Here is a 17,438-nt window from a genome sequence, read left to right as displayed (position 1 = left end):
AGGGATATTTTGACAAAAACATTAAAAGAATACCAATTAGATGAACGTGTCGATACATTTGCGTTATTAAAATCAGTTGAAGTAAGGATGACGCAACAAGGCAAGCGCTATATGGCTTTGCAGTTGGCGGATCGTTCAATGACAATTAAAGGCATGAAATGGGATGCAACGGAAGATGAAGTATCTAAATTAAAAGCAGGGCAAGTGGTTTATATTCAAGCAGTTCGACAAGCTTATCAAGAAAAACCGCAATTAAAAGTGTTGGCAATCCGATTGACACAAGTTGGTGAGCCACAAGATGCAGCCGACTTTATCGTGGCAGCACCAATGAAAAAGCAAGAAATGGCAGATGAAGTATCAGCCATTATTTTTCAAATTACAAACGCCAATTGGCAACGTATTGTCCGTCATATTTTAAGAAAGTATCAGGATGCTTTTTTAAAATTTCCGGCAGCAAAAGCTAATCATCATGCTTTTGCAGGCGGACTAGCATACCATACATTATCAATTGTGCATTTAGCGCAAGCAATTGTTAAGCAATACGAACAAGTGAATGCTAGTTTATTATATGCAGCCGCTTTGTTACATGACTTGGGGAAGGTAATTGAATTATCAGGACCTGTTGCTACGCAATATACGACAGCGGGGAGTTTAATTGGTCATATCGTGTTAGTTGATGAAGAAATTGTTTTAGCAGCAACTGAATTAAAGATTGATTTACACAATGAAGATATGTTAGTTTTACGACATACTGTATTAGCACATCATGGTTTGTTAGAATATGGTTCGCCAGTTCAACCAATGATTAAAGAAGCGAATATTTTACATCAATTAGATGAATTGGATGCTGGTATGCAGGCATTTGATAATGCACTTGAACAAACTAAGCCTGGTGAATTTTCACCCCGCCAATGGGCATTAGATAATCGTAGTGTATATAAACCAGAAAGTGCTAGTTTCAATAGCGAAACAGAAAAGTAAATCATTTTCGTGATAACGTTTGCAAAATGTAATTTTTTTACATAAAATTAGTAGTGAAGCAATTATAAAATATTTAAAGATGTGAGAGGATATATTAATGGATTACCTAATCGGAGTGGACTTAGGAACAACGTCTACTAAAGTAGTCTTATTTGATACTAAGGGGCATGTTGTCGCTAGTGCAAATAAAGGATACAAGTTATACCGTGATGCACCAGATATGGCTGAAGAAGATTTAGATGAAATTTGGGAAGCTTTTACTGATGCAATGGCACAAGTTACACGGGTTGCTAAGGATGGTAAGATTTTAGGTGTATCATTTAGTTCAGCAATGCACTCTTTGATTGCCTTTGATAAGGATTGGCAGCCATTAACACGTGTTATTACTTGGGCTGATGCACGTGCCGTTAAATATACAGAAGAATTAAAAGCAAATGGTGTTGGCCAAGAAATTTACAGTAAAACAGGAACACCTATTCATCCAATGGCACCTTTGTCAAAGTTACTTTGGTTGAAGTCTGAGCATGCTGATATTTACAATAAAGCAGCGCACTACCTAGGTATTAAGGAGTATTTGTTTAACCGTTTGTTTGGTGCAAACCGCATGGATTATTCAATTGCTTCAGGTACTGGTTTGTTTAATATTTTTGACCTAGAGTGGGACAAGCAAGCTTTGTCAGTTACCGGTGTTACCAAAGAACAGTTGCCAGAACCAGTAGATCCATACACGATTGAAACAGGTATGAATAAGGCATATGCAGCCGAGATGGGCTTGGATGTTGAGACACCATTTATTTATGGTGCTGGGGATGGTCCATTGTCAAACTTAGGGGTTGATGCTATCCAAAAGGGAGTTGCTGCTGTCACGATTGGTACATCAGGTGCTATTCGTGTTGTAACTGATGCCCCTAAGATTGATCCTAAAGGACGTACATTTACGTACGCACTTGATAAGGATCACTGGGTAGTTGGTGGTCCTGTTAACAACGGGGGGGATGTCTTCCGTTGGGCACGAGACAACATGTTTGACTCAGAAAAGTCAACAGCTGAACTACTAGGTATTGATTCATATGATCTATTAACAGAAATCGCATCTAAGATTCCCGCTGGTGCAGATGGCCTATTGTTCCATCCTTATCTAGGTGGGGAACGTGCACCAATTTGGGATGCTAATGCACGTGGCTCATTCTTTGGTTTGACGCATAATCATACTCGTGCACATATGGTTCGTGCTGTCCTTGAAGGTATCATCTTTAACATCTATATGGTATCACTTGCACTAGAAGAAGTTGTCGGTGATTTGACTGCTATTCAAGCAACAGGTGGCTTTGCTCGTTCACCACTATGGCGTCAAATGGCTGCGGATATCTTTGAGCAACCGGTTACTGTGCCAAAAGCATTTGAATCAGGAGCACTAGCTGCAACTGTTATGGCACAAAAGGCATTGGGACTTGTTGATAACTTAGAAGTTATTGGTGATATGGTTGGTGAAGCAAATACATACCAACCAAATCCAGACAACTATGAAGCATATCGTGAATTGAGCCCAATTTTTATTCGTTTATCACGACAATTGCAAACAGAGTATTCAGCAATTGCCGATTACCAACGTAAGCATATTAAGAAATAGCATCAATTTTTAAATTAAAAAGATAATAACAGCTCATGAGGCTGGTCGCTATAGATCAGTTTCATGAGCTTTTTAGTTGCAATATTATAGTAAAAATTATTTGTCATAAAAAAATGACCATGATATTGTATAACTAGTTAAATAAGGGAGTAGGTATTGATTAATGGGACAACAGTTACCTGAAAGTATTAAATCAGTATGGCGTTTGCAAGCGTCGTTGAATTTATTAATTGAAATAATTGTTATAGTGGGCATGGTATGTGGTTTTTATTTTTTAAAATGGCCAATGTGGATAATAGCAATTATTGCCATGATAGGGATTATTTTTTCAGTTGGTGAATTTATTTTGATTCCGTATCGTTATCAATTTTGGCGTTATCAAATTTCAGATCATGATGTTGAAATGACAACTGGTTTTTTCATCAAAAAGACGACAGCTGTACCAATTTTACGAATTCAAGATGTTACCTTATCTGCGGGACCATTATTGCAATTTAAAAAATTACAGTCTGTAAAGATTCATACAGCAGCGGCGGTTCATGAAATTGGTGGTGTTGATCGACAGACAGCAACCAAATTAAAAACAAAAATTATGGACCTTGCAAAAGAGGAGGATGTTTATGAAAGCTAAGCCGAAACATTTGCATCCAGCAGCAATTATTGTTTTTTTAACGCAAGTTGTCAAAGATTGGTGGATATTGTTGGTGTTGGCCATTGCGAATCGCTTATGGTGGTGGCTTTTGTTAGCTGTTTGTATAGTATTAGTCATTGAAATCCTACGCTATGTGACATTTACTTATGCCATTGATGAACATGAAATTGTGATTAAGCGTGGTTTAATTAATAAAAAGCAAACACATTTAACTTATCCTAAAATTCAGACGTTTCAAACGAAGCAGTGGTTTTTTATGAAACCATTAGGGTTAGTCAATTTAAAAGTGGCATCTTCGGCGCAAGCTGATAAACAAGCTGAGGTGAATTTACCAGTCATTAGCATGCGTGAGGTTAAACAACTAGAAAAGTTGAAACAAAATGCCACAAGTAATGAAAATAGTTCTGAAAAAATACTTGATATTGATAAAGTCGAGCAACACGAGCAAATTAGTCAGCGCTATCAAATTAAATGGCGTGATTTGAATTTATATGCCTTAACATCTTTTAGTATTGTGCCTATTTTATTAGGATTAGGATTTATTTATAATCGACTAGACGATATGCTACCAGATGGGGTTATGGATGGCATGATTAAAAATTTTAGTCAACAAACTGAGCAAGTCATCTTTTGGGATATTATCATCCTGATAGTATTAGCCGCGTTTGCTTCATATTGTTTTATCGTGCAACGATACTATCATTTTAAAACAACAACGTACGATGAACAATTAACGATGCAAAAAGGTTTTTTTCAAACAGATAAAGTGACGGTGCGTTTAAATCGGATTCAAAGTGTTGTTTTTGAACAATCTTGGTTACGCCATTTACTACATTTAACAACAATCCAGGCATTAGTTGCTGCTAATGCCTCTGATAATGAACAAAGTGGTAATGTGGTCGTTATCCCAGTTGTGCAAAATAAGGCATCTCATAAAATTGCACACCGCTTCGTTAAATGGTTATCTGTAGAAAATGTTAAGCCAACAGAATGGTTACAAGCAAGTCGGCGTGGTAAATGGGCAATCATCCGTAATACTGGGTTGCCAGCATTAGTGATTAGTATTGGTATCTGTATTTTTTGGTGGCCGTATGGTGTAGGTTCTTTCATCCTATTACCACTAGCTTGGTCTTTAGGGAGCTATGCTGGTCGCACAACTGGGGTAGGTATTTTGCATCAAGATATGTTACGAATTCAAATTGGTCATTTTTTTGGCAAAAAGACCTACTATCTGCCAAAGAAAAATATCCAATCATGCCAAATTAAGCAAAGTATTTTTATGCAACGGACTACTTTAGCTCATTTAATTATTAGTGTGCGTAATGGCAATGTTGAAACGTCACTTAAAATTCGCTATTTACCACGACAAGATGCTCACAAAATTTATAGCTGGTTTGCAGAATAAGCTGGTTAAAAGGGCTTGTAGTCAGAAAATGTTATAATAGCTTAATACAGATGATTTATAAGGAATAGATGGGGAACGATAACAAAATTATTGTGACGCTTGGGTAAAAAAGGGGGAAAATTGATGGTTTGGATTATTATTATCGTCATTATTGTCTTATTAATTGGTTGGTTGATTGCAATTTACAACAATTTAATTAAGTTACGAGAAAATGTACACAATGCAATGGGGCAGATTGCAGCACAGGTAGAAAGTCGTTGGGATGCTATTACCAATTTAATGCAGGCAACGCAAAAGTATCAATCATATGAACAAGAAACATTAGAAAAAATTGTAAATGCACGAACCAGTGTAACTGATCGAGCATCAGTTGCGGATATTGATGATGATCAACAACAGTTTGCTAGTGTATTAGGAGTTGTGAATGCATTGGCTGAACAATATCCGGACTTAAAAGCGAGTGGTGTGTATCAACAAACAATGACGGCGGTGGATGAATTTGAAAATAAGGTGCGCCTTTCACGGATGGTTTATAACGATACTGTGACCAAACTTAATCGCGCGGTTCAAATTTTTCCCAACTTTTTAATTGCTGGACCAATGGGATTCACGAAGGAAACTTACTTTAAGAACACTGATGGAAAGCAGGAAATGCCACAATGGGATCCAAAAAATTAAAAAAATATAGTTTGTTGACCGCTGTCTTGTCGTTGATTATATTTTGTTTAGCATTTATACCAAAAGTATCTGCCGATCAAACTGTTAATAACATGACTATTAACGTTGCTTTGGATGATCAAGGTGCGGCAACTTTTACTGAAAATTGGTCTGTGACAGCTGATGAAGGTAGCGAAATATATAAGACGATTAAATTAGTAGGCCCACAAAGGTTGTCTGATTATCAAGTTAGTATGGATGGCCGGGCGTTTAAGCGGGCAAATACATGGGATACAGATGCCACGAGAGAACAAAAAGCATACCGTTATGGTCAAAATGGTCATGAATTGAATTGGGGAATTACCAAATACGGGACCCATCATTATACGATTAAATATAAAATCACTAATTTTGTTGAACAAACTAAAACAGAACAGATGATTGCCTGGCAGTTTTTAAATGAGGATGTCGCCATTTCACCAGATCATATTGAAGTAACGCTTAGTGATCCTAAGCATCCATTATCGGTCGATAAAGGTTATGGTATTTGGGCATTTGGGTTTGCAGGCCAGACTGCCTTTCGTAATGGTCAGGCGACAATGAAAAGTACGGCGACAACGACTGAAGACGATTTTGTGAAAATGATTGTGCAAATCCCCAAAAATACGTATCAGACAGCCTACAAAACATCGCGTAGTTTTGATTCTTATATGAAAGAAGCTTTTAAAGGAAGTGATTATGATTACCATGATTACAAAAACGGCGAGACCATTAATAATGATAAGGGTACCAGAATTGCTTATATCGTAATAGCGGTTATCGGTATTGGTTTCTTTGGAATCGTATTTTGCGTGTTTAATAGGTATCGCTCATATCGTAAGTACTACCCAAAGATGACGACACTACAAACGCAGACCAAACAAGAATATTATCGTGAAATACCAACAAATAATATTTATAACACGTATATTTTCTTTAATTCGCTGTTACCATCGACAACAGTGCTTGATAATTTCCTAACGTTGGCATTGTTACAACTGCTTAAGGATGGTCAAATTGTCATGCAGGATGAACCAAATAAACGTGGTAAAGAACGTGTACAATTTGTATTAACGGAGCATCCCGTGGCAGATGATGCACCGACGCCAATTAAAAAGTTTTATCAAATGATGGTCGAAGCAGCTACTGATGGTGTGGTGACGCAGAAATCCTTAGCAAAGCATTTGAATTATAGTAGTAAACGTCATGTTCAACTAACGAAAGCGTACACGAATTATAGCCGTGAGTATGCTGAAAGTCATAATTTAATTTATGAAAAGGAAACAAAGCGTACGAAAACTGGTGATAAAAAACGAGATCGTGCTAATCAGATGGCTTCTTGGCTAGTTGGTTTTCAAAAGAAACCAGCTGGGGAAGAGGTTGAAAAAAATTTAGCACGACTAAAGAATTACCTACAGGAATTTACTTTGTTAGCTGAACGGACACCTCAAGAAGTTGGCTTGTGGGATGAATTGATGATTGCAGCTGCAGCCTTTGGCATTTTAGAGGAAGTAGCGGATCAATTGGCACAAGTTTACCCTAATTATCAACAAGATAGTGTTTATTATTATGGTTCAATGCATCCATTTATGATGATTAACCATTTTAGTCATACAGTCGCAACACAGACGCGTTCATCCGGTGGTGGTGGCTCAACCAGTGCCGGTGGTGGCGGTAGTTTTGGAGGCGGATCTGGTGGTGGTGGTTTCCGTTAGCCCTACTAAATGTGAAGAAAAAATGACCATTTTATGAAATAATTGGTCATTTTTATTTTGCTAGTTGTGTTTGGTTCGTGAAAAGGTGTACAATAATCTGGTTGAGTAATCGCTTACAAATGTCATGTTGGCGAAAATTTTTGATTGTAGAGGTTAGTATATATGTTTACCATGCTAACAGGATTGACGACTGACAAAGCGACTGGCCTATATCAATGGTTAATGAATGGTTTTAATATTTGGCCATTTTTGATTTTGGTATTAGGAATTGCCGTTTTGCTATTCTTCATCCTGAAATTGAACGTTAATACGTTCGTAGCATTAATTATTACGTCAATTTTAGTTGCACTTGGCTTGGGAATGAACCCAGCCGGTATTGCGGATGCCTTAAAAGACGGTATCGGCGGTACAATGGGTGAACTGATTATTGTCTTTGGTTTTGGATCAATGATTGGTCGTTTGGTGTCTGATTCTGGTGGATCATACCGAATTGCAACGACCTTAATTGAAAAATTTGGTAAGAAACGTTTGCAATGGGCTGTTGCTGGTGCATCGTTTATTATTGGAATTTCATTGTTGTTTGAAGTTGGTCTAGTTGTTTTGATTCCGATTGTGTTTACGATTGCTCTTGAGGCAGGCGTACCATTGCTTTATCTAGGTATTCCAATGGCTGCAGCTTTGTCAGCTGCCCAAGGATTTTTGCCACCACAGCCATCTCCAACAGCTGTTACCAACATTTTAGGTGCTAATATTGGTATCGTCTTGATGTATGGTATTGTTGTTGCGGTTGTCGCAATGCTAGTAGCAGGACCATTGTTTACACGCTTTATTCAAAAGGTTGAGCCAAAAGCATTTAAAATCACTAAGAAACTAGATGCAATTGGTGAAGTAAAAAGCTTTAAACTAGAAGAGACACCATCATTTGGGATGGCAATTTTAACATCATTGATGCCTGTATTTTTCATGCTTATTTCAACGATTTATACATTAACCATCAATGGTGGTAAGCAAGTATATTCTGGTAAAATTGGGGATGATGCATGGCAAGCTATGACACATGCTGCTCAAAGTGGTTATATAGCCGACCCATCAACGCTTGATAGAATTGTGGCAATGTTTGGTAATCCAGTTATTGCTATGGTTATTGCAATGGCCTTTGCAATTTGGTCAATGGGACCAAAGCAAGGTCGTACCATGGGTGAAGTTGGTGATTCAATGGGGAATGCCCTAAAGTCAATTGCTAACTTATTGATGGTTATTGCCGGTGGGGCTGCGTTTAAAGGAATCTTAACTGCAGGTGGTATTTCTGATGCTATCGCAGCTGCCTTTTCACACACATCACTTTCGCCAATTATCTTTGCTTGGTTGATTGCTTTGATTTTACGTGTTTCAGTTGGATCAGCAACGGTTGCTGGTTTGACAACAGCAGGAATTGTCGCACCATTAGTTGCTAGTCAAACAGCTGTTAATCCAGCCTTTGTTGTTTTGGCAATTGGTGCTGGTTCAGTTGGTATCTCACACGTTAACGATGCTGGTTTTTGGATGTTTAAGGAATTCTTTGACTTAGATGTACCACAAACTTTGAAAATTTGGACGGTATTAGAAACCTTAATTTCAGTTGTTGGGTTAATTGTTATTCTAATTTTGTCAGCTATTTTTTCATAGTCATGCGAAAATAAATTGTTAATAATAAAACGCCATCAGGTTTTTAACCTTAATGGCGTTTTTTAATATACTGTCATCAATAAAATTTTTTAAATACATCAGATAAAAGCTGGTAACTCATTGTACGTCAGTTTATACTTAAAACCGATTGCTTATATAGCAGTAGATAATTTAAATGAAAGCGAAAATACAAATAAGGTGTTTTCATTAGAGTAGGTACCTTTGTGTTTACAAAAGAAATTCAAAAAGGGGTGTTTATACATGTGTTACCCACACAACAATTTGCAACAACCCACATCGCAGTCAATTTTACGCAACAATTAAATAAAAAGACATTAAATGAACGAGTGCTTGCAGGCAACATGCTTGAAACGGCCTCTAAAAAATATGATTCACAAACCAAATTAACGCAGGTCTTAAATGAAATGATGGGGGCTGCATTTGGTGTTGAGGTATTTAAAATTGGCCAACTACATACAGTGAGATTACAGCTTAACTTAGTACATGATAGCTTTGTGACCACTGGCAAATCGTTATTAAGTGAAGGTTTTGATTTTTTGAATGAAGTAATTAACGCGCCAATGGGCAATTTTGATGAAGGCTTTACGCCAGTTATGTTTGATCGACAAAAAGAAGTTGCTTTAGATGAAATTGCAGGGTTAAAAGAAGATAAACCATTCTACGCTTTGCGCCAAGCTTTAAATGCTTATTATGGAACGAGCGTTCAAGCAACGCCAGCATTTGGTAGTGCACAAGGATTGGCAAATGTGACTTGCCAAACAGCTTGGCAAGTTTGGCAAGACAGTGTTGTCAAAGATCGTATTGATATCGTGGTGGTAGGAGATGTTGATCAAGCACAAGTCATGCAGTTAGCACAAAGACTGCATTTTACGGCACGTGATAAGATGTTATCAGCATATTATCATCAAGATTTGCTACCACAAGTGAAACAAATTAAACGGGTTGATGATGTGGTGCAGGCACGCCTTGTGTTAGGATATGCATTGCCTGCGGCAGATAGCGAATACTTTATCGCAACCGTCTTTAATGGTATTTTTGGTAGCTTAGCTAATTCACGTTTGTTATTAAATGTACGTGAAAAATCAGGTCTTGTTTATGGTATTTCGTCAGATTATAATCCTTATACTGATTTATTATTAGTAGAAGCTGGGGTGGACCAAGCTAATTTGAGTCTGACTGTTGAAAAAGTTAATGAAGAATTACAACGACTACAACAAGCTCTAGTACCCGATGAAGAATTAACGATTGCCAAACAGTTAATTAAAAATACTTATAAAATGACACTAGACCAACCATTATATTTAGCTGACCGAGTATATAATCAGCAGGTACTGCAACATATCGTAAGCGATGATGATTATTCGCGTTGTATTGATGCTGTAACTGCAACGCAAATTCGTGATTTTGCACAAAAAGCAACATGGCAGCTACACTATGAGATGGTTGGAGGGACACCAAATGAGTAATAAAACAGATAATTTTTTACCAACTGAACATCATATAACGTTAGATAATGGGTTGCGTGTGCATTTATTACCGCGGCCAGAATTCCATCAAATTGTTGGTGTAGTAGGGGTTGATTACGGGGCACGTGATAGTTCATTTGTACAAAATGGACAACTGGTGACGCAGCCGGCTGGTATTGCTCATTTTGTTGAACATCGGTTATTTGCACAACCAGATCATGATGCATTTACACGATTGAGTGAACTTGGGGCAATGGCCAATGCATTTACAACGCACTCGCGTACAAGTTACTATGTTTCAACCGGCGTTGATAATTGGGCACCGTTACAAGAATTATTAACGTTTACACAAGAACCTTATTTTGATTTACCGTCAGTCCAACGGGAACAAGAGATTATTACGCAAGAGGTTGATATGTATGAAGATGATATCAATTCACGCGTTTATCGCATGATTTTAAGTCGTCTCTACCCAAATGATCCGTTGGGAGTGGATATTGCAGGAACTGCTGCATCTGTTCACCAAATTACACCTGAACAACTAAATCTTGCGTTTGAGGCTTTTTATCAACCCCAAGATATGGATGTTGTGATAACAGGCGCTTTTGATGAACAAAAAATGTTAGCATTTATTAAACAAACACCAGCTGGGCAGCGTAAAAGTCAGCAAATGGTAACAAAAATAACGCCTGAATTACAACCTATCCCAACGAATACGTTAGAGGTATCATTACCAGTAGCACGTAATAAGGTTGTTTTGGGACAACGTTGGGAACTGGATTTTGACACACTAGCACGGCGTGATATATTAAAAATAGCAATGGTTGGTAGTTTAGCAATTGATTTGGTTTTTGGCGATTTTTCACCAACTTATACGACATGGTATAATGATGGCTTAATTGATGATAATTTCAGTGCTGAATTTGATGCAGAACGTCAATTTGCTTATGTGGCAATCGTTGCAGAAACGGGTGAACCACAAGAGGTAGTTGAAAAGGTTTCGGCTGTGTTAACGCATTTAGTTGCTGAGGTTGATAAGTTACAAAATAGTTTTGAATTAGTAAAAAATGGCATGTTAAGTCGGTTAATTAATAAATTAAATGAGCTTGAAGAGATTGCAATGCGCTTTGAAGGACGAACGTTTGACGAAGCAACGTTACAAGATGAAATTACGACATTGCAAGCTTTGAATTTTCCTGAAATGTTAGCGATTTTAAAAATGATACCAACTAGTTCTATCGCAAGTATAATCATTCGTTCGGACATGACAGAATTATGTTAAAATGAATAAGAATGCAATTATATTTATTATGCTAAATTTAAAAAGTTAGGGTGAAATATTTATGAATGAGGAACGCAACACCACCATTGGACAAGAGCTCCAACAGGCTCGTCTTGATAAAGGTTTATCACTAGATGATATTCAACAATCAACAAAAATTCAAAAACGTTATTTAGCAGCGATTGAGAGTGATCAATTTGATCAACTACCAGGTGCTTTTTACGAGCGTGCATTTGTACGACAATATGCAGCAGCTGTGGGATTAGATGCAGTTGCTTTTATGAAAAAATATGAAAATGAAGCAGAAACACCTGCAGAGCCTGATTTAAGTGCAGCGCGTGTTGATGCTGATAACGTGACACGTACGGGGATGCACCAACCTGAAGAAACGGTTGCCGATAAGACACGTAATATGATGCCTAAAATCATTATTGGTGTTGTGGTCGTTGCGATTATTGCAATTATTTGGGCAGTGGTATCTTCATTTGCTGGATCCGCTAAAGAAGAATCTAAAGAACAGTCGACGGTTTCCGTTACAACGTCAAAGGTCGTTGAAAAGTCATCATCAAAAACGTCAAAGACGACAGTAAGTTCTGTTAAATCTGATGCTAGTTCATCAAAAACGTCTGCCGCAAAGTCATCATCTGAAAAGAAGGCTGCTAAAGCAGATAAAGTTGACTTAGGTAATGGAGAAGTTAATGGTGCTGCTGTTAACTATGGTTCTGTTAAAGTACCGGATAAGGCCGTCAAAATGCAATTAAAGGCTGTTGATGGATCATCATGGATGCAAGTTAGCGATGCAACTGGTAAAGTTCTTTGGAACGGTACAGTTGAAAATAACGATACGCAAGAAGTTGAGATTCCACAAACTGCAACTGGTGTCGTTGTATCCATTGGTAACGCTTTGGCAACCGAAGTATCATTGAACAATCAAAAAGTTGATTTGCAATCACAAAACGCCAGTGTATGGCGTTTGGGCATGAGCTTTACACGCTAAAAACATAGGAGTAAATAAAAAATGAATTTACCTAATAAACTTACTGTATTTCGAATTATCTTGATTCCAGTGTTTATGTTGTTATTGTCTTTGCCTCTTGATTGGGGAACGTTAACATTTGCTGGTGCAACGTTGCCAGTGACACATTTAATTGGCGCTATTATCTTTATTGGTGCTTCATTAACTGACCTGGCTGATGGTAAGATTGCGCGTAAGTATCATTTAGTAACGAACTTTGGTAAATTTGCTGATCCTTTGGCTGACAAGTTGTTGGTTATGACAGCATTGATTTACTTTGTGGCATTAGGTTGGGTACCAGCTTGGATGGTTGCTATTATCGTCATTCGTGAATTAGCAATTACTGGCCTACGAACATTAATCGTTGAAAATAACGGTAAGGTGATGGCAGCTGCGATGCCTGGTAAGATTAAAACGATGTCTCAGATGATTTCAATTTCTTTCTTCTTGTTGCATGATATGATTTTTGCGGCATTTAATGTACCGTTTGCAATGATCATGATGTGGATTGCTTTGATTGCAACTATCTATTCAGGAATTGATTACTTCTACAAGAACCGTGAAGTTTTCTCAGATGGATTTAAGTAATAATTTTTAAAATAATATTGAGGTTAAGGCTTTTGTTCGTCTTAACCTCATTTTTGTTCTATACTAATAAAAGATATTTTTACCACGTGACGCTTCTTTATTTGGTAGAAAGGAGATTGAGTATGCAACAGCAATTAGTTGGTCAAACATTAATCGCAAAACGTCAAACAATTACGTCAGCAGAATCGCTTACGGCAGGGCTATTTGCAGCTACTTTAGCACAAGTAAGCGGGATTTCAGCTGTGTTACCAGGTGCTTTTGTAACTTATGCATCCGCTGCAAAAACACAGTTAGTTGATGTTCCCAAAACGATGATTGATACCTATGGCGTTGTTTCTAGTCAGGTCGCCAAAGCTATGGCAGCGGGTGCTAAAGCTAAATTGCATACAGATTGGGCCATCAGTTTTACAGGTGTGGCTGGACCTGATGCTTTAGAAAATCATCCGGCAGGAACCGTCTACATTGGCATTGCAACGCCAACGGGGGTAACATTGGCACAAAAATATACTTTCCAAGGTGATCGACAAACGGTACGCGAAGCAAGTGTTGCCGCAGGATTTGATTGGTTAGCAACATTATTAACACAAATAATGCCAATGAACGGTTAAATATTGAAAAAACGCGTCGATTAGTTTATACTATAAATGCGTTAAGTTAAAACTAACAAACGGAGGCCTAGATACATGGCGACAGGGAAAAATATTAATCCAAACAAAAAATTAGAGGGTAAAATTACTGATCCAAAGGAGCGTCAAAATGCATTAGATGATGCCCTAAAGAAAATTGAAAAATCTTTTGGTAAAGGCTCAGTTATGAAGCTTGGTGACAGCAAGTTTACTAAGGTTGAATCAACACCGACTGGTTCATTGAAGTTAGATGTTGCTTTAGGCATTGGTGGTTATCCTAAGGGACGTATTGTTGAAATATATGGACCTGAATCATCTGGTAAGACAACTTTGGCACTCCATGCAGTGGCGGAAGCGCAAAAGAACGGTGGTATTGTTGCCTATATTGATGCGGAAAACGCAATGGATGTCACTTATGCTAAGGCGCTAGGTGTGGATGTTGATGAGTTACTACTATCACAACCTGACACTGGTGAACAAGGATTGGCGATTGCAGATGCTTTGATTGCGTCAGGAGCCATTGATATGATTGTTGTCGATTCTGTTGCTGCTTTGACACCTAAGGCTGAAATTGATGGTGAAATAGGGGACTCATCAGTGGGACTACAGGCGCGTATGATGTCACAAGCATTGCGTAAGATGTCAGGTGCTATCCTAAAGACTGGCACAACAACAATCTTTATTAATCAATTGCGTGAAAAAATTGGGGTCATGTTTGGTAATCCTGAAACAACACCAGGTGGACGTGCCTTGAAATTCTATTCATCAGTTCGTTTAGATGTTCGTCGTAAGGGTGGTATTGATGCAACTAAAGCTGATGGTGATAATGTTAAGTCAGTTGGTAATCTAACACGTATTAAAGTTGTCAAGAACAAAGTAGCAGCCCCATTCCGTGAAGTTGAAGTTGAGATTCTCTTCGGTAAAGGAATTTCAAAGACGGGTGAAATGATTGACTTAGCTGCGGATAAAGATATCATTATTAAATCTGGTTCATGGTTCTCATACCAAGGTGAAAAGATTGGTCAAGGAAAAGTCAATGTTATTCGTTGGTTAGAAGAACCCGAGCATAAAGCTATTTATGATGAGGTTTACGACAAAGTACGTTTAGCATACATTGGTAGTCAAGATGGTTCAGCGGATGCACCTGATGCTGCACAAACTGAAGAAGATGACACACCCTTGGAAATTGAAGAAAACTAATTTGTATAAAAACACATCGAGATAGGCTAAGTGTTTAGCTTAATCTTAAATACCCGTAATTTATTGATATATATTCAGTAGATTGCGGTTTTTTATTGTTATAACCAACTTTAAGTCACTATGTATCACATGATGATTTGATAAATAACTGGCTAATCAGCCGAAAGTGGTGTAACATAGAATCACTAATTTTATTGGGGGAAGTTGCCATGACGCCGTATGAGGCAGAACAAAAACGCTTAGATCTTGTATTGGAAAAAATCCAGGATGCTAAAGCGGAGAATCAATTGCAACAGGCAAGCGCCGCTACTAAAAAAGCGGATGTTGACGCTGGCTGGAAAGATGTTCGTTTCAAATCATCAACGTATGGTAGTTTATTTGAAACAGCGATGTCGGTACGTCAACAACAGCAAATGCTACAAGAACGTGAACTAGCAATGAATTCAGCTGAGCACCAAGCAGTTGTTTTAGATCGGCTACAAGAACGTCCTTATTTTGCGCGGATTGATGTAAAAGAAAAAGGAACAGAGAAAGTGGATCAAATTTATATTGGTCTGGCATCATTTTCTGATGGACCTGATAACTTTTTGATTTACGACTGGCGTGCACCAATTTCTTCTATTTATTACGATGGCGGATTAGGTCATGTGACTTATGAAACACCAGATGGCAAACAGGATGCAGAGGTTTCATTAAAGCGGCAATTCCAAATTGAAGATGGTACGATTGTAACCATTTTTGATACGGATGAAGCAGTCGGTGATCAAATGTTATTAAATGCCGTTTCTGGCGAATCAACGACAAAAATGAAGTCAATCGTTACAACGATTCAAAAAGAACAAAACAAAATTATCCGTAACACGGCAGCAGATTTGTTATTTGTGCAGGGTGCAGCTGGTTCTGGAAAAACATCAGCTGTCTTGCAACGAGTGGCGTACTTATTGTACCGTTACCGTGGTCACCTAACATCAGGACAAGTTGTTTTATTTTCACCAAATCAATTATTTAATGATTATATTGATCAAGTGTTGCCTGAACTAGGGGAACAAAATATGGTGCAAATGACATTTTATCAATATGCATCACGGCGTTTACCAAAGTTGCAATTAGAAACACTACAAGAACGCTTCGAATCACAACCAGCTGGCGTTGAGAAGAATATTATTGATCTAAAGGGAACCAGCATTTACTTTGAGGCCATGCAGCGCTATGCAAAAAAGCTCAATAAGCAACATATTAAGCTACGGGCAATTAAATTTAGAGGTAAAGAGCTAATTAGTAAAAAGCGTATTGCTGAAATTTACTATTCATTTAATGAAAACTATAATTTAGGTAATCGACTACAAGCAACTAAAGAGCAGTTGATGAATATTTTACAAGGTAAAGCTGGTAATGAAGTACATGCTGATTGGGTCGAAGCCGAAGTACAAAATCTAAGTAAAGAGCAATACGATACGATGTTACGTGATAATCCACGTGAATTTGAATCAGATGAAGCGGAATATAAATTCATTGCTAAGCAAATCGTGATGAAGTCATTTACACCAATTATTCGTGGTGTTAACCGAAATCATTTCATTAATATTAATGAACAGTTTGTACACTTTTTGAAGTCAATGCCTAATTTCATTGATATGTCAGCCTATCAAATCACAAACGAAGATTGGCAAACAAGTATTAAGCAAACTGTTGATAAAATGCGGCAAGGTGCTTTGCCTATGGTAGATATGACACCGTATATGATGCTGTTTGATTTAATAAAGGGGAGCCGAGGTGAACGTGAAATTCGCTTTGTCTTTATTGACGAAATTCAAGATTATACGCCATTCCAATTAGCCTTTTTAAAATTTAGTTTTCCAAAGGCACGTTTTACAATGTTAGGCGATTTGAATCAAGCCATTTTTACCAAAGAAAATGCAGTTAGTTTGCAAGATGAATTAGGCCAATTATTTGATCCTAAAAAATCAGAGTATATCGAGCTAACCCAAACATACCGTTCAACGCAGCAAATAACGGACTTCTCTAAGGATATTTTGTTGCATGGTGCGCAAATTGATGCTTTTGAACGTGAAGGTGATTTACCGGTTGTATCAGTTGTTGACTCGGTTGATGATATGGTTGCAGGTACGGTACAACAATTAGCTGCTAATGTCGCTGCAAAAGAAACAACGGCAATCATTACAAAAACATTGGACGATGCAAAAATTGCTTATGAAGCTTTACGTAATCAAGTAGATGTTACTGTGATTAGAACCGAAAACCAGCGCTTAGTATCAGGAACAATTATCGTACCAGCATACTTAGCAAAGGGATTGGAATTTGATGCAGTCATTATGTGGGATGCATCGGCCAATGTTTACCATGGTGATGATGAACGTCAGTTGGTCTATACGATTGCATCACGTGCAATGCATCAGTTAACAGTCTTTGCAGTAGAAAAACTCACACCATTATTGGCTGGTGTGGCAGATGACTTATACGAGAAGAGGTAATCGC

The 17,438-nt window shown here is 37.8% G+C and carries 14 protein-coding genes; all 14 read left to right on the top strand.

Features of this window, described 5'->3' with window-relative positions:
* Window positions 1-9: 9 nt before the first annotated feature.
* Window positions 10-981, top strand: a complete 972-nt coding sequence (locus FFM55_RS08305) for a 3'-5' exoribonuclease YhaM family protein (protein ID WP_137600896.1) — start codon at window positions 10-12, stop codon at window positions 979-981.
* Between the two features lie 97 nt (window positions 982-1,078).
* A complete protein-coding gene (gene gntK, locus FFM55_RS08300) occupies window positions 1,079-2,611 on the top strand; it encodes a gluconokinase (RefSeq protein WP_137600895.1) in 1,533 nt (510 codons plus the stop codon).
* Between the two features lie 163 nt (window positions 2,612-2,774).
* Window positions 2,775-3,242 (top strand): PH domain-containing protein, encoded by a 468-nt coding sequence (locus tag FFM55_RS08295; RefSeq protein WP_042494301.1) that lies wholly within the window; start codon window positions 2,775-2,777, stop codon window positions 3,240-3,242.
* On the top strand, window positions 3,232-4,668 hold the full coding sequence (locus tag FFM55_RS08290) for a PH domain-containing protein (RefSeq protein WP_170999683.1): 1,437 nt from the start codon (window positions 3,232-3,234) through the stop codon (window positions 4,666-4,668). Before FFM55_RS08295 ends, FFM55_RS08290 begins: the two co-directional genes overlap by 11 nt.
* A 123-nt stretch (window positions 4,669-4,791) precedes the next feature.
* Entirely contained in the window at window positions 4,792-5,346 is a 555-nt protein-coding gene (locus FFM55_RS08285) for a LemA family protein (protein ID WP_042494305.1), read from the top strand.
* Window positions 5,328-7,079 (top strand): DUF2207 family protein, encoded by a 1,752-nt coding sequence (locus tag FFM55_RS08280; protein WP_137600893.1) that lies wholly within the window; start codon window positions 5,328-5,330, stop codon window positions 7,077-7,079. Before FFM55_RS08285 ends, FFM55_RS08280 begins: the two co-directional genes overlap by 19 nt.
* A 162-nt stretch (window positions 7,080-7,241) precedes the next feature.
* Window positions 7,242-8,744: a gluconate:H+ symporter gene (locus FFM55_RS08275; protein ID WP_042494311.1), complete on the top strand. Its 1,503-nt coding sequence runs from the start codon at window positions 7,242-7,244 to the stop codon at window positions 8,742-8,744.
* Window positions 8,745-8,968: 224 nt separating this feature from the next.
* Window positions 8,969-10,231 carry an EF-P 5-aminopentanol modification-associated protein YfmF gene (gene yfmF / locus FFM55_RS08270; protein WP_137600892.1) on the top strand — a complete coding sequence of 421 codons (1,263 nt, stop codon included), beginning with the start codon at window positions 8,969-8,971 and terminating at the stop codon, window positions 10,229-10,231.
* Complete coding sequence (yfmH, locus tag FFM55_RS08265) at window positions 10,224-11,513, top strand: EF-P 5-aminopentanol modification-associated protein YfmH (protein WP_228179758.1); 1,290 nt, start codon at window positions 10,224-10,226, stop codon at window positions 11,511-11,513. The genes yfmF and yfmH overlap by 8 nt, the downstream gene beginning before the upstream one ends.
* Before the next feature lie 61 nt (window positions 11,514-11,574).
* Window positions 11,575-12,510, top strand: coding sequence for a helix-turn-helix domain-containing protein (locus tag FFM55_RS08260; protein WP_137600890.1), 936 nt, complete (start codon window positions 11,575-11,577; stop codon window positions 12,508-12,510).
* A 21-nt stretch (window positions 12,511-12,531) separates the two neighbouring features.
* The gene (pgsA, locus tag FFM55_RS08255; protein WP_042494317.1) at window positions 12,532-13,116 is read left to right on the top strand and encodes a CDP-diacylglycerol--glycerol-3-phosphate 3-phosphatidyltransferase; all 585 of its coding nucleotides are present in this window, start codon (window positions 12,532-12,534) and stop codon (window positions 13,114-13,116) included.
* 122 nt (window positions 13,117-13,238) lie between these two features.
* Entirely contained in the window at window positions 13,239-13,724 is a 486-nt protein-coding gene (locus FFM55_RS08250; RefSeq protein WP_052348456.1) for a nicotinamide-nucleotide amidohydrolase family protein, read from the top strand.
* 75 nt (window positions 13,725-13,799) lie between these two features.
* Window positions 13,800-14,942 (top strand): recombinase RecA, encoded by a 1,143-nt coding sequence (gene recA / locus FFM55_RS08245; protein ID WP_042494319.1) that lies wholly within the window; start codon window positions 13,800-13,802, stop codon window positions 14,940-14,942.
* A gap of 209 nt (window positions 14,943-15,151) precedes the next feature.
* On the top strand, window positions 15,152-17,434 hold the full coding sequence (gene helD / locus FFM55_RS08240; protein ID WP_137600889.1) for an RNA polymerase recycling motor HelD: 2,283 nt from the start codon (window positions 15,152-15,154) through the stop codon (window positions 17,432-17,434).
* Window positions 17,435-17,438 lie beyond the last annotated feature (4 nt).

The organism is Weissella sagaensis, assembly GCF_005405285.1.
Classification (GTDB): domain Bacteria; phylum Bacillota; class Bacilli; order Lactobacillales; family Lactobacillaceae; genus Weissella; species Weissella sagaensis.
This window is presented reverse-complemented; position numbering and strand designations above follow the sequence as displayed.